23 protein-coding genes and 2 pseudogenes are annotated in these 25,299 nt (G+C 56.1%); 12 read left to right on the forward strand and 13 right to left on the reverse strand.

What is annotated here, in order from left to right; genetic code table 11:
• Positions 1–36: 36 nt before the first annotated feature.
• A complete protein-coding gene (locus tag NF676_RS18120) occupies positions 37–705 on the reverse strand; it encodes a ribonuclease T2 family protein (protein WP_095182419.1) in 669 nt (222 codons plus the stop codon).
• A 164-nt stretch (positions 706–869) separates the two neighbouring features.
• Between NF676_RS18120 and NF676_RS18125 the strand changes: the two genes are divergently transcribed.
• The 7 genes and pseudogenes from NF676_RS18125 to NF676_RS18155 all read left to right on the forward strand — a co-directional run.
• The gene (locus NF676_RS18125; protein ID WP_041477268.1) at positions 870–1,340 is read left to right on the forward strand and encodes a hypothetical protein; all 471 of its coding nucleotides are present in this window, start codon (positions 870–872) and stop codon (positions 1,338–1,340) included.
• Between the two features lie 102 nt (positions 1,341–1,442).
• A complete protein-coding gene (locus NF676_RS18130; RefSeq protein WP_252886543.1) occupies positions 1,443–3,140 on the forward strand; it encodes a copper resistance system multicopper oxidase in 1,698 nt (565 codons plus the stop codon).
• Positions 3,141–3,199: 59 nt separating this feature from the next.
• Positions 3,200–4,021, forward strand: a complete 822-nt coding sequence (locus NF676_RS18135) for a copper resistance protein B (RefSeq protein ID WP_371857577.1) — start codon at positions 3,200–3,202, stop codon at positions 4,019–4,021.
• 32 nt (positions 4,022–4,053) lie between these two features.
• Complete coding sequence (gene copC / locus NF676_RS18140) at positions 4,054–4,428, forward strand: copper homeostasis periplasmic binding protein CopC (RefSeq protein WP_252886544.1); 375 nt, start codon at positions 4,054–4,056, stop codon at positions 4,426–4,428.
• Positions 4,429–4,431: 3 nt separating this feature from the next.
• Positions 4,432–5,301: a copper homeostasis membrane protein CopD gene (gene copD / locus NF676_RS18145; protein WP_252886545.1), complete on the forward strand. Its 870-nt coding sequence runs from the start codon at positions 4,432–4,434 to the stop codon at positions 5,299–5,301.
• 58 nt (positions 5,302–5,359) lie between these two features.
• Positions 5,360–6,145 (forward strand): transporter substrate-binding domain-containing protein, encoded by a 786-nt coding sequence (locus NF676_RS18150; RefSeq protein WP_252886546.1) that lies wholly within the window; start codon positions 5,360–5,362, stop codon positions 6,143–6,145.
• A 99-nt stretch (positions 6,146–6,244) separates the two neighbouring features.
• Positions 6,245–6,403: pseudogene (locus NF676_RS18155) on the forward strand (DUF6691 family protein); the annotation flags it as partial.
• Between the two features lie 58 nt (positions 6,404–6,461).
• On the opposite strand, the gene rimA reads toward NF676_RS18155, so the two are convergent.
• The 6 genes and pseudogenes from rimA to NF676_RS18180 all read right to left on the reverse strand — a co-directional run bounded on the left by rimA (position 6,462) and on the right by NF676_RS18180 (position 13,442).
• Positions 6,462–7,271 (reverse strand): S6 modification regulatory phosphodiesterase RimA, encoded by an 810-nt coding sequence (gene rimA / locus NF676_RS18160; protein ID WP_016775439.1) that lies wholly within the window; start codon positions 7,269–7,271, stop codon positions 6,462–6,464.
• Between the two features lie 142 nt (positions 7,272–7,413).
• The gene (locus NF676_RS27810) at positions 7,414–8,286 is read right to left on the reverse strand and encodes a methyl-accepting chemotaxis protein (protein ID WP_370695147.1); all 873 of its coding nucleotides are present in this window, start codon (positions 8,284–8,286) and stop codon (positions 7,414–7,416) included.
• 33 nt (positions 8,287–8,319) lie between these two features.
• Positions 8,320–9,564: pseudogene (locus tag NF676_RS27815) on the reverse strand (methyl-accepting chemotaxis protein); the annotation flags it as partial.
• A gap of 238 nt (positions 9,565–9,802) precedes the next feature.
• On the reverse strand, positions 9,803–10,165 hold the full coding sequence (locus NF676_RS18170) for a DUF6124 family protein (RefSeq protein WP_016775441.1): 363 nt from the start codon (positions 10,163–10,165) through the stop codon (positions 9,803–9,805).
• Between the two features lie 941 nt (positions 10,166–11,106).
• A complete protein-coding gene (locus NF676_RS18175; protein ID WP_252886547.1) occupies positions 11,107–12,426 on the reverse strand; it encodes a hypothetical protein in 1,320 nt (439 codons plus the stop codon).
• Positions 12,423–13,442 (reverse strand): hypothetical protein, encoded by a 1,020-nt coding sequence (locus NF676_RS18180; protein ID WP_252886548.1) that lies wholly within the window; start codon positions 13,440–13,442, stop codon positions 12,423–12,425. Before NF676_RS18180 ends, NF676_RS18175 begins: the two co-directional genes overlap by 4 nt.
• 303 nt (positions 13,443–13,745) lie before the next feature.
• Between NF676_RS18180 and dusA the strand changes: the two genes are divergently transcribed.
• Complete coding sequence (gene dusA, locus NF676_RS18185) at positions 13,746–14,741, forward strand: tRNA dihydrouridine(20/20a) synthase DusA (RefSeq protein WP_252886549.1); 996 nt, start codon at positions 13,746–13,748, stop codon at positions 14,739–14,741.
• 27 nt (positions 14,742–14,768) lie between these two features.
• Positions 14,769–15,188, forward strand: a complete 420-nt coding sequence (locus tag NF676_RS18190; RefSeq protein ID WP_252886550.1) for a DUF2388 domain-containing protein — start codon at positions 14,769–14,771, stop codon at positions 15,186–15,188.
• Here the strand turns inward: NF676_RS18190 and NF676_RS18195 are convergent, their stop codons facing one another.
• Positions 15,189–16,022 (reverse strand): undecaprenyl-diphosphate phosphatase, encoded by an 834-nt coding sequence (locus tag NF676_RS18195; RefSeq protein ID WP_252886551.1) that lies wholly within the window; start codon positions 16,020–16,022, stop codon positions 15,189–15,191.
• Between the two features lie 491 nt (positions 16,023–16,513).
• Between NF676_RS18195 and NF676_RS18200 the strand changes: the two genes are divergently transcribed.
• The 3 genes from NF676_RS18200 to NF676_RS18210 all read left to right on the forward strand — a co-directional run bounded on the left by NF676_RS18200 (position 16,514) and on the right by NF676_RS18210 (position 19,976).
• Positions 16,514–17,254, forward strand: a complete 741-nt coding sequence (locus NF676_RS18200; RefSeq protein ID WP_252887979.1) for a winged helix-turn-helix domain-containing protein — start codon at positions 16,514–16,516, stop codon at positions 17,252–17,254.
• Positions 17,255–17,531: 277 nt separating this feature from the next.
• On the forward strand, positions 17,532–18,191 hold the full coding sequence (locus NF676_RS18205) for a winged helix-turn-helix domain-containing protein (protein ID WP_041477289.1): 660 nt from the start codon (positions 17,532–17,534) through the stop codon (positions 18,189–18,191).
• A 390-nt stretch (positions 18,192–18,581) separates the two neighbouring features.
• Positions 18,582–19,976: an undecaprenyl-phosphate glucose phosphotransferase gene (locus NF676_RS18210; protein WP_252886552.1), complete on the forward strand. Its 1,395-nt coding sequence runs from the start codon at positions 18,582–18,584 to the stop codon at positions 19,974–19,976.
• 323 nt (positions 19,977–20,299) lie between these two features.
• Here the strand turns inward: NF676_RS18210 and NF676_RS18215 are convergent, their stop codons facing one another.
• From NF676_RS18215 to NF676_RS18235, 5 genes are all read right to left on the reverse strand, one after another.
• Complete coding sequence (locus NF676_RS18215; RefSeq protein ID WP_252886553.1) at positions 20,300–22,378, reverse strand: YjbH domain-containing protein; 2,079 nt, start codon at positions 22,376–22,378, stop codon at positions 20,300–20,302.
• Positions 22,375–23,136: a capsule biosynthesis GfcC family protein gene (locus NF676_RS18220; RefSeq protein ID WP_122691310.1), complete on the reverse strand. Its 762-nt coding sequence runs from the start codon at positions 23,134–23,136 to the stop codon at positions 22,375–22,377. Before NF676_RS18220 ends, NF676_RS18215 begins: the two co-directional genes overlap by 4 nt.
• The gene (locus tag NF676_RS18225) at positions 23,133–23,798 is read right to left on the reverse strand and encodes a YjbF family lipoprotein (RefSeq protein WP_252886554.1); all 666 of its coding nucleotides are present in this window, start codon (positions 23,796–23,798) and stop codon (positions 23,133–23,135) included. Before NF676_RS18225 ends, NF676_RS18220 begins: the two co-directional genes overlap by 4 nt.
• A 12-nt stretch (positions 23,799–23,810) precedes the next feature.
• Complete coding sequence (locus NF676_RS18230) at positions 23,811–24,926, reverse strand: polysaccharide biosynthesis/export family protein (protein ID WP_177180896.1); 1,116 nt, start codon at positions 24,924–24,926, stop codon at positions 23,811–23,813.
• Between the two features lie 91 nt (positions 24,927–25,017).
• Positions 25,018–25,254, reverse strand: coding sequence for a hypothetical protein (locus NF676_RS18235; protein WP_016775457.1), 237 nt, complete (start codon positions 25,252–25,254; stop codon positions 25,018–25,020).
• Positions 25,255–25,299 lie beyond the last annotated feature (45 nt).

Genomic DNA, 25,299 nt, shown 5'->3' on the forward strand with positions numbered 1-25,299 from the left:
GGGAGCGCCTGTTTTTCCTGGCTCATTACGGATGGCTCACCGTACCGGCGGCACCCGAATATCCCCCGCCCGACACTGCGTCTTCACCCCTTTGCCACACGCGCCGAACTGCAAATCCTTGTCCATGCACACCCGCACTTCCGACAGCTGCGGGCCGCTGCAAATCACCGCAATTCCATCCTCGGGAATACCCGGATTGGCCTTGCGAAACAGATCGACAATCTCTTGCGCTTCGAAGTAGTACGACGTCGAGCCGAACGGCTGTAACGCCTGCGGAATCTTCACCGCGCCGAGGGCCTGATCGGACTTGTCCAGATAACCCATTGCGCCAAGACCGCTGCAGGTACCGTGCTTGGACCATTCGTGATCAAGGAGTTTTTTCGTCGGATACATCGTCAGGCCCTTGCTGGTTTCTGCCGCCGATAGCCTGGTCAGCGGCGGGCAGGATTGCGGCCAACCGCCCTTGGCGTATTGCGGCCACAAACCGTGCAGGACAAAACCATAACCCTTGCCGGTGCACTGCGCATCGTCCTTGTGCGTCAGACAAAAAGTCGGTGACCAGGACAGCGCCAGCAGGTAGTAGTCGAACACCCCCGCCACCGATTCGGCCTGCGCTTTGTTCGACGCCGGCTGACGCGCCGAACTCGTGCCGATGCTACCGGCCGTCAGCGCGATCAGCGCCAGAATTGTAAACAGCTTTTTCATTAACCCGTTCCTTGGGACGCCTGCGTCCGTGGTTTTCGTTGTTGGCCAGACCTGGCCAGTGCTGATTTCGACACGCTTGTATTGCAAGCGCATGACGCAAGGCAAGGCCCTGCGCCGTGCAAAGGTCTACGCTGAACAGGCAGACATCCAACAAGGGAACCGACATGAGTAAAGCAGACGAACTCGCCGCCAGACTCAAGCAGACACGGCACACCCAGGCTGATGCGGCGCTGGAAATCGATTGCTGGCCTGCTCAGGTGTACGACTTGTACCACCGCATTGAGGGCTGGCTGCAACCAGTCACCGAAGTAGGACTGAAGATTCGGCGAAATCCTACGCACGTTTGCGAAAGTTCGCCGGATGGTGAAAGCCATGATTACGCGATCGACCAGTTGGTGATCGAAGCCAACCATCACAGTTTGATGTTCGATCCGATTGCGCGGTTTACCGAGGACGGTTGCGGACGTGTCGAGATCAAGGTACCGGGGCGCGATCAGTCGCTGCTGCGCACGGTTGACGAGCATGGCGAGAGTCACTGGTGGTTGCAGACTATCGAGACCGGCCAGGAGCTGGATGCGATTGCGCTGACGGAAAACAATCTGCTGCAAGTGGTGCAGCAAGGGCTGGGGCTGTAGCCCGTCCGAGTCAACTGACAAAACTGTAATGTTTGCCTCAGCCAACTGAAAGCTGGGGCTGGCTAGTCTCTCTGTCATGAGTCAGACGGGGATTTCCAGCGCATGCCTTCCATTCTCACAAGACGCACTTTTGTCAAAGGCCTGGCCGCCGGTAGCTTGCTCGGCGGCCTCGGGCTCTGGCGGACACCGGTCTGGGCGCTGAACGGCGCCGCGCCCGTCAACGAACTGAGCGGTAACGAATTCGAGTTGTTCATCGGCGAAATTCCGGTCAATTTCACGGGTTCGGCACGCACAGCGATGACCATCAATGGCAGCCTGCCCGGCCCGCTGTTGCGCTGGCGCGAAGGCGATACCGTGACGCTGCGGGTGCGTAACCGGCTCACCGCCGACACCTCGATTCACTGGCACGGCATTCTCCTGCCGGCGAACATGGACGGCGTGCCGGGCCTGAGTTTCCACGGCATTGAACCGGGCGGCATGTACGTCTACCAATTCAAAGTTCGGCAACACGGCACGTATTGGTATCACAGCCATTCCGGGTTACAGGAGCAGGCCGGAGTCTACGGGCCCCTGGTGATCGAAGCCAAAGAGCCGGAGCCTTTCCAATACGATCGCGACTACGTGGTGATGCTCAGCGACTGGACCGACGAAGACCCGGCCAGCCTGATGAAGACCCTGAAAAAGCAGTCCGACTACTACAACTTTCACAAACGCACCGTTGGCGACTTTATCAACGACGTCAGTGAAAAAGGCTGGGGCGCCACGGTTGCCGATCGCACGATGTGGGCGCAAATGAACATGAACCCTACCGACATCGCCGACGTCAGTGGCGCCACGTATACCTTTTTGATCAACGGCCAGGCACCCGATGACAACTTCACCTGGCTGTTCCGTCCCGGCGAAAAACTGCGTCTGCGCCTGATCAACGGCTCGGCCATGACGTATTTCGATGTGCGCATTCCGGGATTGAAAATGACGGTGGTGGCTGCCGATGGCCTGCACGTCAAACCGGTCAGCGTCGATGAACTGCGCATTGCCGTGGCCGAGACCTATGACGTGATCGTCGAACCTGACGCCGAGGCCTATACCCTTTTCGCCCAGGCAATGGATCGCACTGGCTACGCCCGTGGCACTCTTGCCACACGCGCCGGCATGTCGGCAGCAGTGCCGGCGCTGGATCCGCGTCCGTTGGTGAGCATGGACGACATGGGCATGGGCGGCATGGATCACGGCAGCATGGACATGGGCGCCATGGATCACTCCAGCATGGGCCCGATGCAAGCCCATCCCGACAGTGAAAACAACAATCCGCTGGTGGACATGCAGGCCATGATCACCGCGCCAAAGCTCGACGACCCAGGCCTCGGCCTGCGCAACAACGGCCGCCGAGTGCTGACCTACGCCGACCTGCGCAGCACCTTCGAAGACCCGGACGGGCGCGATCCGGGCCGCACGATAGAACTGCACCTGACCGGCCACATGGAGAAATTCGCCTGGTCGTTCAACGGCATCAAATTCTCCGATGCCGAGCCTTTACGGCTGAAATACGGCGAGCGCATCCGCTTGGTGCTGGTCAACGACACCATGATGACCCACCCGATCCACCTTCACGGGATGTGGAGCGATCTGGAAGACGAAAACGGCAACTTTCAGGTGCGCAAACATACCATCGACATGCCGCCCGGCAGCCGCCGCAGCTATCGCGTCACCGCCGACGCCCTCGGCCGCTGGGCCTATCACTGTCATCTGCTTTATCACATGGAAACGGGCATGTTCCGCGAAGTGCGGGTGGAAGAATGAAGAGGCCGATCATGACTCGACTCAGCGTGTTTCCTCTGCTGCTCGCCGGCACCTCAGCCATGGCCGCCGACGACATGCACGGTATGGATCACAGCCAGATGCCCGGGATGGATCATTCGGCAATGCAAAGCATGGACGACGGCATGATGCAGCCCGCCGCGCCGAGCGAAAGCCGCACGCCGATTCCGCCCGTGACCGACGCCGACCGCGCTGCGGTGTTCACCAGCCCCGGCGGTCATCAGGTGCATGACAGCGTAATAAACAGCTACTTTCTTGCCGACAAACTCGAATGGCAGAACGCTGATGACGGCAGCGCTTTGGCCTGGGACCTGTCCGGCTGGATCGGCGGGGATACCGATCGGCTGTGGCTGCGCTCTGAAGGCGAGCGCAATAACGGCAAGACCGAAGACGCGGAAATTCAAGCGCTATGGGGCCATGCCATTTCGCCGTGGTGGGACGTGGTCAGCGGCGTGCGTCAGGACTTCAAACCCGGCGCACCGCAAACCTGGGCCGCGTTCGGCGTGCAAGGCATGGCGCTGTACAACTTCGAGGCCGAAGCCACGGCTTTCCTTGGCGAGGGCGGCCAGAGTGCGGTACGCCTGGAGGGCGACTACGACATCCTGCTGACCAATCGACTGATCCTGCAGCCGACCGCAGAACTCAACATCTATGGCAAAAACGATCCGCAGCGAGGCATCGGCTCAGGGTTATCCAATACCGAGGCGGGCCTGCGGTTGCGTTATGAAATCCGCCGCGAATTCGCGCCTTATATCGGCGTGACGTGGAATCGCACTTACGGCAACACCGCCGACTACGCCCGCGAAGAAGACGAGGATCGCAGTGAGGCGCGCCTCGTCCTAGGCGTCAGGCTGTGGTTCTGAATTCTTCTACAAAAACAAACCGGAGACCTTGCATGCGCACATTGACCCTGCCCCTGATATTCGCCAGCGGATTGCTCCTGAGCGCCCTCGCCCAGGCCCATCCGAAACTGCTCTCGTCGACGCCAGCCGAAGGCGCGGAAGGCGCCGCGCCGGGCAGGATCGAGCTGCACTTTTCCGAGAACCTGGTCACGCAATTTTCCGGGGCCATACTGGTAATGACCGAAATGGGTGGCATGGCTCACTCGCCGATGCCGATGAAAGCCAAAGTCAGCGCCAGCAGCGATCCGAAAACCATGCTGATCACCCCGCTCGCCCCGCTGCCTGCCGGCACCTATCAGGTGCAGTGGCGCGCGGTGTCCGCCGACACGCACCCGATCACCGGTAACGTCACGTTCAAAGTGAAGTGAACAATGGCGGACCTGCTCAACATCATCCTGCGGTTCGCCTTGTATGTGGATTTGCTGCTGTTGTTCGGGCTGGCGTTGTTTGGCTTGTACAGCTTCAACACGTTGCTGCAGTTCCGTCGGTTATTGCGGGGCATGGCAGTGACAGGGGCATTGCTGTCAGTGGCCGGGCTGGTGCTGATGACCCGCGCCATGAGTGGCGAAACACAGCTCGCGGCGTTGTGGCCGCACCTGCAGATGATGGTGTTGGAAACGGACGTCGGCCTGGCGTGGGCACTGCGGATGACAGCGCTGGCCATCGTGGTGATCCGGCCGGGTCTGTGGCCAGCGTCGCTGGCAGGCGCCATTGCTCTCGCTTCGCTGGCGTGGAGCGGGCATGGCGCGATGGACGAAGGATGGCTGCGGTTCTGGCACTTTCTCAGCGACATCTTGCACTTGCTTGCGGCGGGAGCGTGGTTGGGTGCCTTGCTGGCGCTGGTGTTGATGGTGAGCGGGCGGATCGGTGATACACGCCTTCGCTTGATAGCCGATGCAGTGAAACGCTTCGAATGGGTGGGCGCTGTGATCGTGCTGACGGTGTCGGTCACCGGCGTGATGAATTATCTTTTCATCGTCGGCCCAAGGCTCGACGGAGTGCTGTTCGGCACTTACGGGCTGCTGCTGGCGATCAAGGTGCTGGCGTTCGCCGTGATGCTGGTGCTGGCTGCGTTGAACCGCTTTCATCTTGGACCGTCACTGCAACGATCGCTGCGCGACGGCCAGCACCTCATCGCCGCGAAAGCGCTGCGGCGCAGTGTCGTAATGGAGTTGGCCCTTGCCCTGTTGATCGTGGCGCTGGTGGCGTGGCTCGGCACATTGAGTCCGGACCCGGGATGACACCCGTGGAAGGCTTTCACTACACTGGGCCACCTTCCCTTTCAGAAGCCCGATCTCAATGACAACACTAAAAAGCACGATGATCCTCGGCGGCCTGCTGACCCTGGCGACTGGCGCTCACGCCGACCCGGCCTCGTCTCACCTCGACAGCATTCAGCAACAAGGCCAGTTGCGCGTCTGCACCACCGGCGACTACAAGCCCTACACCTTCAAGCGCAGCGACGGCGACTTCGAAGGCATCGACATCAGCATGGCCCGCTCCCTGGCCGACAGTCTCGGCGTCAAGGTGCAATGGGTGCAGACCACCTGGAAAAACCTGATGCCCGACATGCAGGCCGGCAAATGCGACATTGGCATGGGGGGCATCTCGGTCACATTGGAACGGCAGAAAAAAGCCTACTTCAGCAACACCCTCGATACCGACGGCAAAATCCCGCTGGTGCGCTGCGCCGACCAGTCCAAATACCAGACCATCGACCAGATCAACCAGCCCAACGTGCGCCTGGTGGAACCTGCCGGCGGCACCAACGAAGCCTTCGTCCACGCCTTCCTGCCCAAAGCGCAACTGGCCCTGCACGACAACGTGACGATCTTCCAGCAACTGCTCGACAACAAAGCCGACGTGATGATCACCGACGCCTCGGAAGCGCTGTATCAGCAGAAACTCAAACCGGGGTTGTGCGCAGTGAATCCGCATAAGTACATGCAGTACGGGGAGAAGGCTTACTTGCTGCCGCGTGATGACATGAGTTGGAAAGTGTATGTCGATCAGTGGCTGCATTTGAGCAAGGTCACTGGCAAGTATCAGCAGACGTTGAGTGAGTGGATAGCGGTGCCGCAATAAGCCACTGAACCCGGCCACCGCGCGCGTTGAGGGAACGGTTCGCTCAATGCACGCGGTGTTGGGAATCTGAACGTGCTCAAACTGAATGCATTCCTGGCCGGCCTGCTGTTCGGCGTCGGTTTGGGGATAGCCGGCATCTGCCCCGGCCCGGCGGTGACCATCCTGTTGACGGGCCACTGGCAGGCAATCGTTTTCGTATTGGCGATGCTCGCAGGCATGGGCCTATTTACGTTGCTGGAAACCCGACGCACCCCGTGACCGCAGAACAACCGGCATTCAGGCGCATGGCACTCACGGCAGCCAGTGTTGGTGGCTGTCAATGTTTTGCATAAGAGCGCGGATTGGATGATCTCCCCAGCCACGCACTCGTCGAGATCTGCGCCAACGATTTGAACGAGGGCCTGGCGAACCAGTAGCCTTGCATCAGGTAAATGCCGCAATCGGCGAGAAAGTCTCTTTCCTCGGCACTTTCTATGCCCTCAGCGATCACTTCCACGCCCAGCTCTCTGCACATGTTCACCACGTTGCGCACGATCGTCTGGCGTACGCGGTCACGGTGAATATTGCGGATCAGCGCCATATCCAGCTTGATCAGGTCCGGTTGAAAATCCGCCAACAAGTTAAGGCCGGAATAGCCTGCGCCAAAGTCGTCGATGGCCGTCTTGAAACCAAACTCACGATACTCACGCAAGATATTCATCAAGTGTTTGTTGCTTTCGACGTGCTCGCCTTCCACAGCCTCGAAGATCAGCCGCTCCAGCGGAAAGCCGTACGTGCGCGCCGCTTCCAGCGTGCTGCGAATACACATCTCCGGCCGGTAAACGGCATTCGGCAGAAAGTTGATCGACAGGTACTGCGTCATGCCCAAGTCAGCCGCCGTGGAAATCGCCCGCACTCGACACAGTTGATCGAATCGATAACGGTTCTGATCGTCCACCTTTTCCAGGACAGACAAGGCGCCTTCGCCGTTCACGCCGCGAACCAACGCTTCATGGGCAAACGTCGTTTGATCGCGCAGGTCCACAATGGGCTGGAAAGCGAAGGCGAAATCCATCTCCGGCACGCCTTTGTTCCTACAGCCCTGGCAGCCTCCGGGAGACGCGAATGATTTTGGAAAGTCGGTCATGAACCACCTGATGACGGGGTGCAACCTTCCATGGCGATAAATAAAACAGCTGCTGGCCTTAGTTATCTGCAAACAACGCAATAACTTCAGCCCCCGCGGCGCCTGAATAGTTGAAGGCACCGCGTGCGCCAAGTTGAAAAGATCAGGTGCGGAAATGCGCGGTCATTCGCTGCAGGTCCTGCCCCAGGGACGCCAATTCGATCGTCGCCGCCGCACTTTCTTCACTGGCGACAGCCGACTGGTCAGCCACATCACGCACACTGACAATGCTGCGGTTGATTTCGTCGGCCACGGCACTTTGCTGCTCGGCGGCGGCCGAGATCTGCAGACTCATTTCCTGGATCGTACCGATGGACTGATTGATCTCGGTAATCGCCAATTCGGCCTTCTGCGCCAGTACCACCGTATCGAGGGTGCGCTCGCGGCTTGAGGTCATCAGCGTCGCGGCCGCTTGCGTGCCTTGTTGCAGGGTGACGATCAGCGCTTCGATTTCCTTGGTCGAGTCCTGCGTGCGCTGTGCCAGCGAGCGCACTTCGTCTGCCACCACAGCAAAACCACGACCCTGCTCACCCGCCCGCGCGGCTTCGATAGCGGCGTTCAACGCGAGCAGATTGGTCTGCTCGGCGACGGCTTTGATCACATCGATGACTTTGCCGATCTGCTCGCTGTCCTGAGTCAGCACATTCATCGCACCGCCCAACTCTTCAATGGCCATGGCAAGTTCGCTGATCTGCACCGTCGCCTGCTTCACCACCGTGCTGCCGTGACGCGCCTGCTGATCGGCGAGGGTCGCGGCAGCGGAGGCATCGGTGGTGTTACGCGCAACTTCCTGCACCGTCGAAGCCATTTCGTGCATCGCCGTGGCAACTTGATCAACTTCGCTTTTTTGCTGACGTACACCCGCGCTGGTCTGCTCGCTCATGGCCGAGAGCTTCTCCGCAGAGGTGGAAATCTGCGTGACGCCATTGCCGATACCTTGCACCAGCGTGTTCAGGTTCTGCGCCATCTCCTGCATCGCATTTTGCAAATCGCCCAACTCATCTTTGCGCGCAGACCTGGCCTGGACCGTCAGGTCGCCTTTGGCAATCCGTCGCGCCAGATCAACCGTCAGCGCCAGCGGCGCAGTAATCTGGCGCGAGATGACCACCGAAGCCAACAGCCCGATCACCAGCGCCAGCGCAGTCAATACCGCCATCTGAATAAAAGCCGAATGCTGATCCTCATGTGCAAGGCGCTGCTGGGTGTCCATCAGGCCACTCATGATCTTGTCCATCGCCTTGCTTTCCTGGTCGACCTGCTCGCGCATGTTCTGCTTCTGCTCAAACAGCCCGGCCACTTCCACCAGTACTTCGCGATAACGCCGCATGCCGGCGTGGGCTTCTTCCAGTTGGCTCGACAGCGCCGTCGGCAGGCTGGTGCGCGCCTTGCTGATATCACTCAAGAAGCTATCGATGGTTTCCATCAGCAGTTTTTTGTTCACGTCGTTGGGCACCGCGATGTAACGACGCAACATCAGGCGAAACGTGGTCATGCCATTGCGCAAGTCGGCCACCGTACGCAGCTCCCGAACGCGTTCACCATCGGCAGACGCCAAGGCACTGGTCGTGGTGCCTTCAAGCATGCCGGCAAAAGTTTGCGCGTACTTGTCCGACAGCGCCGTCAGCGGTTTCAGCGCATCAGTGGTCGACTGATCGGCAGCGATCAGCCGTTTGACCTTCTGATCGTAGGCAACAATCGTGGTTTGCAAAGCCTTCAAGGCTTGCTGGTTTTCAGCGCGGGTCAACGTGTCCAGCGCCTTGCCCACAAGGCCCTGCAAGACATTCAACTGAGCGTTATAGGACTCGGCGAAGGCTGCGTCAGCGGCGGCTTCGTACTGTTTCTCGGACAGACGCATATTTTGCGTAGCGTCATTCAACGTGCCGATCAGACGCGTCGTACTCAAGCGATCAACCAGCACGCTGTTGCTGTTATAGCCAATGAAGGCAACCGCCAAAACGGCCAGCAGAAGAATGCCGAAGCCGGTTCCCAGCTTGCGGGAAACTTTGATGTCACCGAGGAAATTCGATGCTACTGCCATATTCAGCCTCAAACGTCCTGACGCGAAACGCCAGGCACAAAAAATTGATCTCCGGTAACCACAGTCACCGTCCAGACATTCGGGGGTCGTCATCCAAGGCGTAATACGGGACGCTCCAGCTGTCCCGGGAATGCAAATGCCAATGCTGTTGAAGCGTCGAAAAGAGACCCTACGCGAGCACCGGCAGACAAACCCTTCACGTCGCAAACAGAGCATTTGCACGCTGGATTTATCGTTTCAGCAAAGGTGTCTGGAGGGATGCTATTAATTTTGCGAAAACTTGTACAACTTTATATATTTGTATAATCGTTGAACTTTTTGAGCGGCGTGATGACGCATTGCCATCATGATTTGTGGCACATCGCTATCGGCGTGAAAAGACGATGAAAATGTCAATGCAGAACCCCGCCCCTCTGCAGCAACGGCGTGCCGCATGCCACAGAGGGACACGGGTTTACGGCTTGATTTCAACCTTATCCAACGCCTGATTCACCGCCAACTCCGCCAACATCACCACCTGCGCAATGCCTAGCGCAGATTTGCGGCGCGAGTTATCCAGCGTCGCGGCAAAGTTGTTGAGCATTTCGGAGGCAGAACCCAGGGTTTCGCAGGCATTGGCCAACAGGGATTCCATGTCGTACTTGGGATTGGCGAGGTACATGCGTTCGGGCGCATCGGTGCTGGCCCTGATTAGGCTGGCGGGAAGGAGATAGTGATCAAGCGCGCGCTCGGCGGCTTCGTGGAGTTTTTTGGAATTGGCGGATTCGTAGGGGGATGCGGGGTCGGTTTCTGGCGGGTTGGGTGTTGGTTTGAACATGGTGTAACTCCTGACGGATTAACGAAAAGGAGCCATCACTCTCGCTACCAAACGAAGGGTGGAGGCCATACGCAGGTTGGTAGACCGGTCGTCAGGAACCCCGGCGCATCCGAAGACGCCCCGCGCATGACCACCATAAAACGAAGACGAGAAACGTCATCGCAAGACAGTAGTCTTGTGCTTCTGACGGAACGGGCTACCAAACCCGATCACTGTTTTCAGTGACCCGGAGACGATAAAACCCGCAGGCTAGACGCACAAGCCGGCGGATTCTGTCTTAGGTGTAGGGGGAGGCGCAAGGTGGTGTAGGGCTATTACTATTCAACTGCGACCTATGTAAACAACAGCATGTTTTTCTGTTTAGATCTGCCGAAACTGCTGTGCGCATTGCCCTAATACCAACGAAAGTGAGTCTGATACAGTCGGCACCGGTTAATTCGTGGACCGAGTGTCAAACATGGCAATGCCAGCCACGAATCACCGATTCCAGCAGTTGCCCAATGCTTTGACACGGCATCAAAGCCATCACACCCGGATTCTCAAACGTATTTTTGAAGGGCTTGCAGCCGCTGCTAAAGCGAAAATTGCACTTGCGGAGAGGAGCTCGAAGCGACATTGGGAAATGCTAGAAACTCTCAGAGAAAGATGGGCACAAACAAGGAAAAGTTAACTGTTCGCCAGATTCTAAAAAATATACAAAATACGTTTAGCTAGAAATAGAAAAGTACCAAAAATAAAAGACCAATCGCATCAGGCGCCTTCCCTGCTCAGCATCAACGCTCCCCAATGTACCAACCCAAAACCACTTAATTAATGGACCGCTTAAACCACAGCGGCCCATCCATTAATCAACTGACTGATTGGGACCACCAGCGCATTACAAAAACTTGCAAAGAGCTTAGGTCCTGACTTATAAACCCCAAAGCATAAAACCAAGCACTCTATGACTTCTTACCATAATACTCTTGAATTAGCGCACTAGCGAAGCGTTGCACTCTCGAAAGCTCTGCACTCTTAGTAGCCGCCAACAAAAGACCAACATTCTTATTTTTAACATCCAGATCAAATAGCTGATACTGCTTCATCAGCGCACACCAGTTAGTAGCAGGGCGATCAAGCGATAGCTTTTCCAGAATACGAACATCACCAGGCAAAACATTATTAAAATAATAAACCCAGCGATCATTAGTTATTACACTGAGAATACCCTTAGCTTCGTCGGCAGCGCTCCACGAAACCCCATAACGATTACCAAGAACAATACAAAGTAACGCACTAATGCATGCTGGAAGGGCAGGAGTCGGTATTGTCGAGCCGAGTTTAGAGAGAGCCCTAACAGGGGCCGCCTCATTGTAAAAATTATTCAAACCCTCATGTGCTTTAATAATAGCGTCAGCGGCCTTCAAAAACGTCGAGCTTCTTAAATTCTCAGGAACATAATCGAAACCTTTAACTTTTAGCAATGCGCTTTTCAATCCACCAACAACAGTAGACTTTCCATCAGCATAGGCTTCCGCATAAGTTTGCCCGACCTGCCACTTCTCGGCGTCGCGCAAATTACCCCATATCGCAGGAACAAGCGTATTGATATTAGCCAAAGTATGATCAAGATTAGCACCGGTATTCTTTTTGACAGCACTCATCAAAACGCTTATTGTCAACTTATTGAAAAAATAAGGGGACCCTTTAAGCATTTCAACACGCTGATCACCTTCACTCAAAGTTTCACTATCGAGCGCCTCTCTAAAATCTATAAACCTTTTAGCGACCTCTACTTTCGGGCGCCCTAAAACTCCCTTCACACATGCTTTAAGCGAGCTAATCGCTTCCGATTCATCTATTTCTTCTATATCACTATCTGAAGTTTCCAACTGAGAGAAATGAGTTATTATTTCATAAGTATGACGGAGCCTCATTCCATCCGTGGAAGATACTATACCTAATTCTTCAGCTAGCTTAATCGTATCCTTCGCGGTAAGAATATCGTCGACATCATCATGTTCATCAACGTCAGTCTTACCCAGCATTTCACCTAAAAGGCCTACACCTACCGTTGACAACTCTTTGCGAAGAGCAGCAGTAGCCTTCCCCCACAAATAATTTATAGCCATCTCATAATGACCAGACTCAAATGCCGAAACTATTTGAGTTTTATCTCTTCCGCTAAGCTGAACTGCGTAATTTGATATTTCAGCAGGTGTCTTGGCCGAAGCGGGAAGCAATTCTTTACTATCTGGCTGCCATAGTGTGAGATCACTCATTGACTTACTCCCTTAAAATCCGACCAGCCATCTTGAGACTGCATAAAAACAGCGGAAAGACCACGACCTAGTTCTTTTTCAATTGTGGCAAATGCTCTTTTCCGAGCCCCCCCTACAACTCCATCCTCCTGCTTGGTCTTCACAAAGCAATTATAGCCTAGCAATTGACCTGAATTATTGAACACTATTATGCCGTCAGAATTCAACATACCATTCAAGAGAGTTTCTTTACTATCAATTCGAGAAGATGACTCCTCATTATTCCTAAACGACCTAACCAACTCTGGGAAATTTATTGGCTCATCCAACATCACTCCGTCCTCCGAGAGAAAACGAGGTGCTTCTACCAGATTAGTCACAGCAATTATACATCCATGCGATTTACGCAAGGCTTCAAAAAGCAGACGTTTAAGAAAGCCAGCAGTAGGCTCTTTTTCATCAGCGTGCGAGTTATCCGTAATTGCCGTTATCAGCTCATCCAAATATCTCAATGGTGGAGGACTATCCTCCTTCCGATGATTAAGAAAAATATAGTGATGAGACTCATTATTACATCGAATTTCAACACAATCATTTGCAATCTGATAAGCCTTCACCACAGAGAAGTCCAGCTCTGGATCCATCAAAATATCATCTACTGGAACGGATATAGGATTACTTGCACCTTTGAACAAACCATATTCAATATTATCCCTTCTATCTTGGATGTAAATTAACCATCCACCAGCAGCCAAAGGAGCGCACTTTTTAAGCGCCTGCTTGAGACCCTTTTCATTTGCCTCGGCCACGCCAATTTTTAAACGTTCACCATCAGGCAACATAGAGCCAATCGCATCAATATTATCAGTAATGTATATATTTGGCGCTAACGCAACACCCTCCTCTTGGTACCTTGCAAGCAATACCACCAACTCCACTAATATCAAAGCATTATTCAACAGAGGTAACTGACTGCCATGACAAAACTCAGAAACCCCGCCTAGCAACTGAGTTCTAAATGTTATATTTGTTGGCATTTATGTTCCGCGTCCTTAGCAAGCTCAATTTATAGATCCTTAGAAGACAGCATTTAAGCATTCTGGGAGTGCTCAACCTTCTTTAGGTCGAATTTATCACAGCTCCGCGTAAAATAAAGCTACAAAAAACCTTGAGATCGTCAGTAATAGATACAAATTTTCACTTGAAGAAAGGTAGGCACGTTCAGGCTCAGCTAGCCCAGAACACCAAGAAGAGAAGAACTGCCACCTCGATATAACACCATTTCCCCCCCCCTATTCCTGTTAAACTGCCAGCCCTTCACGTTACTCACTCAGACCCCAATGCCCCCTATCACCGTCACACCCGCCCCACTCTCCCGCCGCTTCTCTGTCGCCCCGATGATGGATTGGACGGACCGCCATTGCCGGTACTTCCTGCGCCTCCTGTCCAAGCACGCCCTGCTCTACACCGAAATGGTCACCACTGGCGCGTTGCTCAACGGTGATCACGAACGTTTCCTGCGTCACAACGAAGCCGAGCACCCGCTGGCGTTGCAGCTCGGTGGTAGTGTTCCGCTCGATCTCGCCGCCTGCGCGCGCATGGCTCAGGAGCACGGTTACGACGAGGTGAACCTGAACGTCGGCTGCCCGAGCGATCGTGTGCAGAACAATATGATCGGCGCGTGCCTGATGGGTCATCCGCAGTTGGTGGCGGATTGTGTGAAGGCGATGCGTGATGCGGTGTCGATTCCGGTGACGGTGAAGCACCGGATCGGCATCAACGGGCGCGACAGTTATGCCGAGCTGTGCGATTTCGTCGGGACTGTGCGGGATGCAGGGTGCACGAGTTTTACCGTGCATGCGCGGATTGCGATTCTGGAGGGATTGTCGCCGAAGGAGAATCGCGACATTCCGCCGTTGCGTTATGACGTCGCGGCGCAGTTGAAGGCGGATTTTCCGGAGCTGGAGATTGTGCTAAACGGCGGGATCAAAACCATGGAGGCCTGCCATGAGCATCTGCAGACGTTCGATGGCGTGATGTTGGGGCGTGAGGCTTATCACAATCCGTATTTGCTGGCGGAGGTCGATCAGCAACTGTTCGGCAGTACCGCGCCGGTGATCAGTCGGGCTGAGGCGTTGGCGCAGTTGCGGCCGTATATCGCCGAACATCTGCTGGCCGGTGGGGCGATGCATCACATCACTCGGCATGTGCTGGGCCTGGGCACCGGTTTCCCCGGGGCGCGGAAATTCCGTCAGTTGTTGTCGGTGGATATTCACAAGGCCAAGGATCCGCTGGCGTTGCTGGATCAGGCGGCTGAGTTGCTTGAAGGTCGTTGATTGATGGTTTGAGTGTGCGGGCGGCGCATGAGCGTTGCCCGGTATTTTGATGTACTGACAGGATGTCTTTTGTTTATGCCCGCGTTTAGTTTTTCTGCTTTCAAGCGTTTCACCCTCCTCGCCTTATTCAGCTTCACTTCCGACGTTTATGCGCACTGCGATGGCTTTTGCATGGGCCGTACCGATACGCCGTGGGAGGTGACGCAGCTTTCCGGCTTCACTTTGGTGTCTTTAATCCTCGCACCTATTTCGTCTAGCCAGGAAACGACCGACAGTCACAAGCGTGTTTACTCCGCCGAGGAGCAAGAAGACGCGCGACTCTATCTGGCCAGCGACGGCATGCTGCAAGCCGCGTATTTCACCTCAGCCTTGCAGCGCTTTCGTCAGGAGTCGTCGGATTCGACGTTAAACGATCTTGCCGTGGCGGCGTTGATCAGCGCGCAGTGATCAGGCGGCCGCTGCGGCGGTCCAGTTGACCCAGCCAAACAGCCAGGTTGCCAGAATCAACAAACCAAAACCGATCCGGTACCACGCGAACGCGGCATAGCTGTGGTTGGCGATAAATTTCAGCAGGCCACGCACGGCGATCATGGCGAAGATGAACGCGGTGACGAAGCCGAGGGCGAAGACTGGCAGGTCGTTGGGATGGAACAGGTCGCGGTATTTGTAGCCGGAATAAACGGCGGCACCAACCATGGTCGGCATGGCGAGGAAGAACGAGAACTCGGTGGCGGCTTTGCGCGAAAGGCCGAAGAGCAGCCCGCCGATGATGGTCGAGCCGGAGCGCGAGGTGCCGGGAATCATTGCCAGGCATTGTACGAAACCGACCTTCAACGCGTGGGACCAGCGCATGTCGTCGACATGTTCGACGCTGACTACATGGCTGCGCTGTTCGGCCCACAACATGACGATGCCGCCAACAACCAGGGCTACCGCAACGGTGATCGGGTTGAACAGGTATTCATGAATCGCGTCGGCGAATAACACGCCGAGGATAACGGCCGGGAAAAACGCGATCAGCAGATTAAGGGTGAAACGTTGCGCGTTGCGCTCGGTGGGCAGGCCTTTGACGATTTCGAAGATCTTCGGACGAAATTCCCAGACCACAGCCAGAATGGCCCCCAGTTGAATAATGATGTTGAACGCCATGGCGCGTTCGCCGCCAAACTCGAGCAGGTCGGCGACAATAATCTGGTGGCCGGTACTCGAGATGGGCAAGAACTCGGTCAAGCCTTCTACCGCGCCCAATATCAATACCTGGAAAAGGGTCCAGAAATCCATTAATCCTCCGTCAGAGCACTCAGGGTGAGCGACCGGTTCAATAACACTCAGGGGTTGAGTATCTGAAGTAATGCATACAGCGATTCGCCGATCCGGAAGAATAGGGTTTATGCAGAGTTAGACTCAAGAGCTGTTAGTAATCGTCGGCCGACGAACTAAACGGAAAAAATTTACATCTATTACAACAAATATTTCAGTTCAGATATGAAGTGTGATCAACCTCACACATTGTTGACATGGCCAATCAGTGGCAAAAGGACATAGACAAAGCCATCGCCACAAGCTCAAAATAGTGGCACCATTGCATATAGCCATCACTTATCCATTAGTTCACAAGCCCGAGAAAATCAACTAAAAGCCTGAAAAGCTTAGTTATTGTTAGAAAACTCGGGAGACACGTCTAAAATCCGCGTAAATGTTACCAATTGTCAGTCACAGATGAGAACCGGTGCATTAACATCCCGATGTCAGCACCTAATTCGAGTCAACGCATGATGCTCTCAGGGAACTTGGCGACTAGAAGTCCGCGCCCGACAAATGATGAATCCGGTGTTCTTGCGCTGGGTCGTACACTGGGTGTGGCTGATCATTTGAGATCGCTGATCGCAGAGCACGTGCAGCCCGATATGACTCTGGAAACAGGTGCTTTCACTAGTTCATATAAGCAGCACGGTTACATCGGTTCCTACCGCGCCATTTTCGTCATCATCGATAATCCACAAGCCATCGAAGAAAATCTGGCCCTGGTGCAGAACCTGCGCGATGACAACTTGAAGCCGCTTATTTGCGCAATTGTCACCGGCCGCGGTGCCGTCAACAAGATCAAGTATTTTCTCGCCGGGGCGGATGCCTGTATCAAGCTCAACACACTGAGCGATGACAGCGAAGACTTGCTGGCGGAGTTCTTCAACAGCGAAGACTGGCAACGAGATATCAATCTAACGCTTGATCCGACGCGAATCTGCCTGATGGACAGTCGGCGCAAACTCGATATCTCTTTCGCCGAAATGAAGATCCTCGAAGCCTTTGCGCACACCGGCAATCACATTCTGAGTCATGATGAAATCGCCAGCATCATGGGCCTCAACAGCAATTTCTACGACCCTCGGGCACTGGAAAAATCAATCAGTCGCTTGCGTGGAAAAATCAAGGACATGTATGGTACAAACGCGATTCAGAGCATCCGCGGCTACGGCTATCGCCTGATGCGGGGCCTGATATCGACTGCCTGAGTCTCGGGCAGTCTTCCCTTTTGCATACGTACGAAGGATCGTCTGATGCAGCCATATCGTTTCAATTGCGCCTCATACTTATTAAAACTCAAGCACTTGAATGAGTACGGCATCACGCCACATAACAATAAAACTCCATAACATAGCAGCAGATCGAGTGGAATTTATCGATGGCCATTTTCGGCCAGAACCCTGCCTACGATTACTTCCGAGGAAGTCATTGCTCGCCTGCCGATTTATCTTTTAGCCAATTTTGGTGTGTATTTAGGAGAGAGACATGGAAACGAGTACAACCCTCCCCAGAAAATATTTTGTTGTTGTGACGCACAGCACAACGTCGCAACGTGAACTGGAAAGCATCTTGTCCAGTGAGCGTTTCAATTCGTTTGGCACGTCGCAGGCACAAATGTTTGTTGAAGGTGTTGCTTCGCCCTCTTCCGCCCCGATGGTCATGGAGTTCAGTTACCCAAGCCTCAGCCGAAAGAATGTTGCGCGCAGTATCGAACATGATACTCAACGCATACTGGCCACTCTTGAAAATGAATGGCGAGCCGCGCAAACAGACAATCCGTTTCAAAGCTTCCCGACCCGCAGTGCAGAACGCGCTCATATCTCCAATGTCAGCGAGAGCACTGAGCCTTGCAGCGATACCTGGCATCTCGACGATGAACAAGGCGTGTTGCTCAAGGACAATGTTGCGATCAGCCTGACTGGCCTTGAAACCGCGCTGGTGAGGAAAATGCTGAGCCATGAAGAGCGTGTGGTCAGTCGTGATGACCTGATCATCAGTATTGGCCGGGAACCGGAACAATACCGTGGCCTGGAAATGTGCCTGAGCCGGTTGCAGGACAAATTCAAGAGTGCGAGTAATGGCGAGCGATTGTTCCGTGCCGTAAGAAATCGCGGATATTGCCTGATCCAGGAAGTCGTAGCGTAATCACCGGCGCCACTAAAACCGAGACAAACAGATATAAAGTGCGACTACAACAACAAGAAGAGCACTCTGTCTGGTTTTCCCTCCCTGATTCAATAAAAGCTTCCCTGCCTCCACCCTGCAACAGTAACAAATACCCCCTCGCCTTTTCATCCCCCGCTCTACGACCTTTTCTAACAGTCATCTATTTAATTATTAAAAAGTTGGCACTGTGCCATCTTGTTAGAACTCGTCAGACACCATTCCCGGCAATAACTTAGTCTATTGGCTGACGACAGTTCGGCTCTCGATGTTGTTACCTCAAGACACTCGCTAAAACAAAAACAATAAGTCTGCATAACAACTCGGCTTTCAACTGTTGAAACCTGAATGGACGTCTTTTGGGGATATCGTATGGATCTTTCTCTCAGTATTAATCGAAGCACGGGCCTCAAGGGACTGACCTTTTGGGGCCAATGGGCGCTGGCACAGGCTTTCGTTGTGACGCTGCTGTTCATTCTCGCTGAACAGCACACCGGCACCGTCGCGTTCTACTACCGAATGTGCGCCACCCTCGCCGTCCTGGCTTCGGTGCCGGCTTACACATTCAGCGGCGTTTATCGCAAACGCGACAACTACCTGACCGGCCTCGGCCGCTTGTTCATGGGCTGGTCGATGACCATGGCCGCGCTGGCGTGCATCGCGTTCGTCTGCCAGGCCGATGAGCTGTTTTCCCGTCAGGTGATTCTCAGCTGGGCGGTCTATGGCTTCCTCGGTCAGGCGTTCCTCTACGCGCCGCTGCATGCGTTTTCCAAGTTCTACCAGCGTTCGCGTAAAAGCGAACACCGGACGCTGATTGTCGGCACCGGCGAACTGGCGTTGGGCCTGGCGAAAAAGCTCAGCCAACTGGAAAACCTGCCGCTGATTGGCTTGGTCAGCAACGGTGACAAACCGGTCCTCGCTTCCGACGCACCGCGTGTCGTTGGTGCTCAGGACGAGTTGCTTGAGCTGATCGAGGCCCACGACATCCGTCGTTTGTACATCACCCTGCCCCTGTGCGAAGCCGCGAAAATCGAAGCGATGTATGTCGATTTGCTCGGCGCCAACGTCGATGTGGTGTGGGTGCCGGACTTGAACAGCCTGACCCTGCTCAACCACTCGGTGAAAGTCGTGGACGGCCTGCCGGCGATTTACCTGAACGAGAGCCCGCTGACCAGCCGCCCGACCGCTGCTCTGAGCAAGAGTCTGGTTGAGAAAACCGTGGCGTTCCTGGCGATCATTGCGCTCAGTCCGCTGCTGTTGATCATCGCTCTGGCGGTGAAAATCAACTCGCCCGGCCCGGTGTTTTTCAAGCAGGACCGCCATGGCTGGAACGGCAAGGTGATCAAGGTCTGGAAATTCCGCTCGATGCGTGTCCACGATGACCGCGAAGTGAAACAGGCCAGCCGCAATGACTCGCGCATTACCGCAGTAGGTCGTTTTATCCGCCGTACTTCGCTGGATGAGTTGCCGCAGTTGTTCAACGTGTTGCAGGGGCACATGGCGCTGGTGGGGCCACGGCCGCATGCGGTGGCGCACAACAATTACTACTCGGGCAAGATCCTCGCTTACATGGCGCGTCACCGAATCAAACCGGGCATCACTGGCCTGGCACAGATCAGCGGCTGCCGGGGTGAGACCGACACCATCGACAAGATGCAGAAGCGTGTCGAGATCGACCTGCAGTACATCAACAGCTGGTCGTTGTGGCTGGATCTGAAGATCCTCGTGAAGACGCCGTTTACGTTGTTGTCGAAGGATATTTACTGAGGCTCAGCGCTGCAGATCACAAGGGGACGAAAGTCCCCTTTTTTGTGGGCGGGATTTTGGTAACCGGTATCGACTACCGGCACAAACCTTGTAGGAGTGAGCCTGCTCGCGATGGCGGTGGGTCAGTCAATGACGATGTCGGCTGACACGAAGCTATCGCGAGCAGGCTCGCTCCCACAGGGATTCGGGTGATGACCTGGATGTGTGGCGTGACGCCGATCAACTGTGGGAGCGAGCCTGCTCGCGAAAGCGGTGTGTCAGGCACTGGAGATATTGGAAGTGCCGGACCATTCGCGAGCAGGCTCGCTCCCACAGACCAGCGCTTACTCGGTAATCTTCTCGAAGTTGCGGTAGAACATGTCCCCTTCCCGGCTATCCGTCATCGAGTGCAGTTGATAGCTGCGGCTCAGTCTGGCGCCGCCATCTCGGGTCAGTGGCGCCCAGACCAGGTTGGCGCGGCGCATGGTCGACATGCTCATCATTTCGTCGAACGGGATCGACAGGTACAGGCCCTTGTCGAAACTACCTTCGCCATATTCGGCGCTGCTGGCCGTGGTGATGGTTGCCCAGGCACCGACCCGCACACCATTGAAGAACTCACGCGAGATGTCCACGGTCGTGCCCCAATCGCCGGCCAGATAGCGACCGACACTGACCGCCGCCAGCGTGTCGAACGGCAGGTCGGTATAGCCGGTGATATGCCCGGTCACTACCGAGTAATCGCGCAAGGCAAAGCCCTGATCGAAATCACGCTGGCGCACCCAGTTCAGGTCCGCGCCCAGCGACCAGCGCTCGCCGGTCGGGCGGAACAACACTTCCGCGCCGACGCCGGCAAACATCGACTCCAGATAGCCGCCGTACACCATGCCGTAGAGATCCTTGTCCAACTGCTCGGCATGGCTGAGCTGAAACAACGGCATGGTCGTGTTTGACGTGGTCAGGTACTGGCGCAAATCCGTGCGCACGCGGGGCAATCCGCTCGGCGCGTCGTAGACGAATTTGTCGAAGTTGTTGACCAGATTGGCGCTGAGCAAACCGCTCCACCAGGTGTTGCGGTTGAAGCGATATTCCGCGTCCGCGTCAGCACTGAATTGATAGAGCAAACCGTCCGGGCCGCCGACGTTCTGCTTGAAGCCTAGCCCCACGCCATAGCTGAAATGCTGCGGCGCTTCGGTGTAGAGGGTCTTCTCGTTGTGCGGCATCGCCGGGTTGATTTCGGTGGTGCGGTGCAGCGCCTCCAAGGGCTCTTCGTTGTTGATCACTTCGCGGAAGGTCTGGCGCGGCAGGCTGGTTTCTTCCAGCGGCAGGTCGTAGCGCTTGTTGACCACGGTGAACCAGTCGATGTCGTCGTTGACGCTGTTGTCGAGAATCCGGCTCGCGCGGCCAACGGCTTTGGACGAATGGAAATACCGCTGCTGCTCGCCGTAGACGATCAGTTCGGAATCGCGCTGACTGATGCGCTCGACCTTGTACCCGGCGTTCTGCTGCAAACGCCGCGACACATCGGCCCAGTTGACCTGTTCCATCGAGGTCGTCGGCGCCTTCGCCGGCAGCGGTTCGGGAGTCGGATCGTAGGTCTTGGCCGGCGCTTTGCGGCTGACGAAATTGGTGTGAAAGGTCACGCCGAACATCGCCGTATTGCCCCGTTCCCAGGCAGCGCTCAGGTCGATCGAATCGGTCACCTTGAACACCGCGCCAAGGTTGATCGGTGAGTCCTGTTTGATCTCGTTGTCCTTCGGCTCGTTCTTGTAGTCGTTGCCTTCGAATTCCAGCTTCAGGCTCAGCCGATCCCACGGCGTCTGGTAGCTCACGCCACCGAACAGAGAAGGCTTGCCACGAAAGTACGAGCCGGAGTTGACGTCACCGGTGCCTTCCAGCGCCGGGCGCGTATCGAAGCGGCTGCTGACGTAGCCCAGCGGGTTGTCGAAGTCGCCGCGATTACCGATGTAGCCCCAGGCGATGCCGGCGCTGAAATCGAAATTGTCGAAGCGCTTGTTGGCGACGAAGAATTCGCTGGAGAACAAACCGGTACCACCAATATCTCGAAAGCCCAGCGCCACTTCCGGCGCCCAGTGGCTTTCCTGCCACAGGCGCACTTTGGCGTCGACCGCCTTGTCCTTGTAGCTTTGGCTGCCGCTGAGGGCCTCCGAGCCGTAGGGGCGGTTGGTGATCGCGGTGTAGCGGAACGAACCTTCGAGCCAGTCCAGCGGCTGCAACGACACGCTGTAGCGGCTGTACGGGTCGGTGCGGTTGGCATTGACGCTCAGCTCGCCGGCCGGAGCCATGCGCGCCGTCGGCGTCTGCAACAGACCGGTGCCTCCGAAGTCATTCTGGGTGATGCGCGGCTCGGCGTGGGCCAGACCGCAGGGCAATAACAACACAGCTGCAAAACGTAACTTCAACGAACCACCTCGGCCAGCTGCGTGGCAATGAATTCGGCCAACTGCTGATTCAATTCAGGAAGAGGCGGATCAAGATCATCATTTTTTATCGGCACCAGAATCCTGCTGCCAGCCACCGGAAACTGCCCGCTCTCGCGATTCCAGTGCGCGATGCCGACGCGCCGCGACACGCCGTTGGGCTGGATCAACCACAGGTAATCGGCCTCGGCATCGTCGAGAATCGAGCAGCCTTCGAGATATTCGCGGGCCTCCTGCAATGGCTGGTACGGCAGGTGGCACGGCTCGGTGACCGCGCCCAACACCTGCACTTCATCAACCCGTTTCGGATAGATCAGCCGATCGCCGTCATCCAGGCGAATGTTGCGGGCGAAGCCGACTTCCACCGCCACCGGATCGAGGTCAGCGATCTGCCGTCCGGTCACTGGCATTTGCCGGACTTCTTCAGCAACGCGCTGTGCCAGTGCCGCGCGGCTTGGCCGATCAAACAGCGTCGCCATGCGCTGCAGCACCTCGAGATCGAACAGCACACCAACCTTGAGCCGTGTCTGTTCCTCGACCAGCGACTGGCGCAACAAGCCGCCCGCCAGCCAATAGCCTTCGGCATTGGGCACGGCTTCGCTGATCACATCGAACAGGCGTCCACCCGGCGGCAATGCGATCGGACCGGGATTGGCGACGTCGCCGGACACGATGACGGCGGCCTGACTCGCCCCTGCGATCAGCAAAAGACCCGCCGCGATTAGGCTTAAGCGCTTCACGGCAGATGCCTGCGGTCAGGAGTCAATTGCACCAGCTTCACGCGCAATTGCGAGGTCAGTTGTTGCTCGCTCTGCAGAATGAAACCGTCGCGCGGGTCGACCCAATAACGGTTGGTCGCACTGAGGCCGATGGCTGGCGCGTCAATCTGTTCATCGACGCGCAGCACCGAGTAAGCCTTGTCGAAAATCTCCAGGGTCTCGGTGGAACGGCGCGAAAAGCGGCTATTGACGATCACGCCGACTTCCTGGCCCTTGTACAGATCGATCCAGCGCCGTGTGGTGAAACCGTCGGCGACGTGATGCAGACCGTGCTTGAACGGCGAGTCATCGGCCAGCCGCGTGCCATCCAGGTCGCCTTGCAGACCGAGGCCGATACTGCGCACGGCGAGGCCATCGCGCAGCAGCAAAACCTGCTTGCCGGAGGCGACCCAGAATTGCAGGTCTTCGCGCTCGCGCACCAGCGCCAGCACGCCTGAGCCGGATGGCGTGGTCAGTTTCAGTTGCGGGTAGTTGACCCCGGCGACTTCGGCTGCTGTCACATCAACCTCGTCGGGGCCGACGACGGCGGCCTTGAGGTTGTTCAGCGATGCGCTCATCAGCGGGTTACAGCCGCACAGCAACGAGGCCGCCATCAGGCAGACGCCCACTTTCAATAGGTTCACAGTCGGGCGGCCTTATTTGCTGTTGTTGCTGTATTCGCTCCAGTTCTTCGCTGCCGAAGCCCCGGTGCCGACAATCGACGCCGACGGCACCAACTGGCTGATGAAACGGTTCCAGCGAGTGACGTTGGCCGGGCCGACGTAGACCACATCCTGTGGCCGCACCTGGAAGTGCGAAGCCAGCGCCATGGCGGTCGGTGATTCGGCTTCGAGCTGATAGATCTTCGCCGGCTCGACGTCGAGATTTTCCACGCCGCGAATCACGTACACCGCGTTGCCATTGGAACTGGTCTGACTCAGGCCACCGACCGAACCGAGCACGTCGGAAAGATTCATGGTCGCAGTCTTGAAGCTCAGCGCGCGCGGCTGGTTGACCTCGCCCATGACGTAGATGCGCTTGTTGTCGTTGTACGGCAGATACAGCTGATCGCCGCCCTTGAGGTAGACGTTCTGCAGTTCGGAATCCTGCTGATTGAGCGTGTCGAGATTGAGCGGATACACCCGCCCGTTGCGCGTCAGCAGCAGGCCCGACAAGTCGGCGTTATTGGTGTCGATGCCAGCGGAACCGAGGGCTTCGACCACGCTCAACGGATTGGTCGAAATCGCTTGCGGGCCGGCCTTCGTGACGGCGCCGGTGACCACGACTTTCTGACTGGCGAAGCGCAATACTGCAACGTCGACCTGCGGCTCGGCGATGAATGCCGACAAGCGCTGTTCGATGTCCGCTCGTAGTTGCTGGATGGTCCGGCCGGCGGCCTGGACTTCCTTGATGAACGGGTAATACAGCGTGCCATCAGAGCGCACCAGTCGGCCGTTGGCATCGATCTGTTGTTGCGCGCCCGAGGGGGCGGTGAGCTCCGGGTGATCCCAGACGGTGATGTACAAGACGTCGTTGTTGCCGATGCGATATTCCGCCGGCGTCACCAGCAGCTCCGCCGGCAGTGACTCACGCTTTTGCGTGGCGCGGTTCATGGCGATCAGCTTCGGGGTGATCGGGATTAGCTCGACCCGACTGCTTTCGCTGGCACCCTGGCGGGTGATATCGCTGGTGCTCAGGTACTGGCCGGGGGAAAACATGCAACCTTGCAAAGCGAGACTTGCCAACATTAAAAGATAAACACTACGAGTCATAATGGCACTACGCTATTCAAGGGCGAATCCAAAAAACAAAGTCACCCGACTTGCGTCGGGCGACTCTGTACTGCACTAACAAATGTTCCTGTTAGTTATGCGTGCCGGTTGTACCGGTGGTACCCGTCGTACCGGTGGTACCGCCGTTGGCACTGCCACCGCTGTTGGACGCCGCTACAGCACTGGCAACCATTGCAGTACTGGCCGCGGGCGCTTGCGAAGCCGCCACACTGCCACCTACATTGGTTACCGCTGTCAACGGTGCTTCAGCGGCGGCAGCCCAGTTGCTCAACATCGTCAACAGGGCAACTGCCATCACTTTTTTCATAACAACTCCTTTCTAACATTCGAACTGTTAAAAAACAGATCTGTG

Source organism: Pseudomonas siliginis, assembly GCF_024072275.1.
Taxonomy (GTDB): Bacteria; Pseudomonadota; Gammaproteobacteria; order Pseudomonadales; family Pseudomonadaceae; genus Aquipseudomonas; species Aquipseudomonas siliginis.

Coding starts and splice junctions, on each gene's coding strand:
- NF676_RS18170 (WP_016775441.1), bottom strand. CDS start 10,165: ATGTTCAAACCAACACCCAACCCGCCAGAAACCGACCCCGCATCCCCC.
- dusA (WP_252886549.1), top strand. CDS start 13,746: ATGCCCCCTATCACCGTCACACCCGCCCCACTCTCCCGCCGCTTCTCT.
- NF676_RS18150 (WP_252886546.1), top strand. CDS start 5,360: ATGACAACACTAAAAAGCACGATGATCCTCGGCGGCCTGCTGACCCTG.
- NF676_RS18205 (WP_041477289.1), top strand. CDS start 17,532: ATGGAAACGAGTACAACCCTCCCCAGAAAATATTTTGTTGTTGTGACG.
- copD (WP_252886545.1), top strand. CDS start 4,432: ATGGCGGACCTGCTCAACATCATCCTGCGGTTCGCCTTGTATGTGGAT.
- NF676_RS27810 (WP_370695147.1), bottom strand. CDS start 8,286: ATGCAGGAGATGGCGCAGAACCTGAACACGCTGGTGCAAGGTATCGGC.
- NF676_RS18230 (WP_177180896.1), bottom strand. CDS start 24,926: ATGACTCGTAGTGTTTATCTTTTAATGTTGGCAAGTCTCGCTTTGCAA.
- copC (WP_252886544.1), top strand. CDS start 4,054: ATGCGCACATTGACCCTGCCCCTGATATTCGCCAGCGGATTGCTCCTG.
- NF676_RS18175 (WP_252886547.1), bottom strand. CDS start 12,426: ATGAGTGATCTCACACTATGGCAGCCAGATAGTAAAGAATTGCTTCCC.
- NF676_RS18180 (WP_252886548.1), bottom strand. CDS start 13,442: ATGCCAACAAATATAACATTTAGAACTCAGTTGCTAGGCGGGGTTTCT.
- NF676_RS18195 (WP_252886551.1), bottom strand. CDS start 16,022: ATGGATTTCTGGACCCTTTTCCAGGTATTGATATTGGGCGCGGTAGAA.
- NF676_RS18190 (WP_252886550.1), top strand. CDS start 14,769: ATGAGCGTTGCCCGGTATTTTGATGTACTGACAGGATGTCTTTTGTTT.
- NF676_RS18120 (WP_095182419.1), bottom strand. CDS start 705: ATGAAAAAGCTGTTTACAATTCTGGCGCTGATCGCGCTGACGGCCGGT.
- NF676_RS18200 (WP_252887979.1), top strand. CDS start 16,514: ATGATGCTCTCAGGGAACTTGGCGACTAGAAGTCCGCGCCCGACAAAT.
- NF676_RS18235 (WP_016775457.1), bottom strand. CDS start 25,254: ATGAAAAAAGTGATGGCAGTTGCCCTGTTGACGATGTTGAGCAACTGG.
- NF676_RS18210 (WP_252886552.1), top strand. CDS start 18,582: ATGGATCTTTCTCTCAGTATTAATCGAAGCACGGGCCTCAAGGGACTG.
- rimA (WP_016775439.1), bottom strand. CDS start 7,271: ATGACCGACTTTCCAAAATCATTCGCGTCTCCCGGAGGCTGCCAGGGC.
- NF676_RS18135 (WP_371857577.1), top strand. CDS start 3,200: ATGGCCGCCGACGACATGCACGGTATGGATCACAGCCAGATGCCCGGG.
- NF676_RS18125 (WP_041477268.1), top strand. CDS start 870: ATGAGTAAAGCAGACGAACTCGCCGCCAGACTCAAGCAGACACGGCAC.
- NF676_RS18130 (WP_252886543.1), top strand. CDS start 1,443: ATGCCTTCCATTCTCACAAGACGCACTTTTGTCAAAGGCCTGGCCGCC.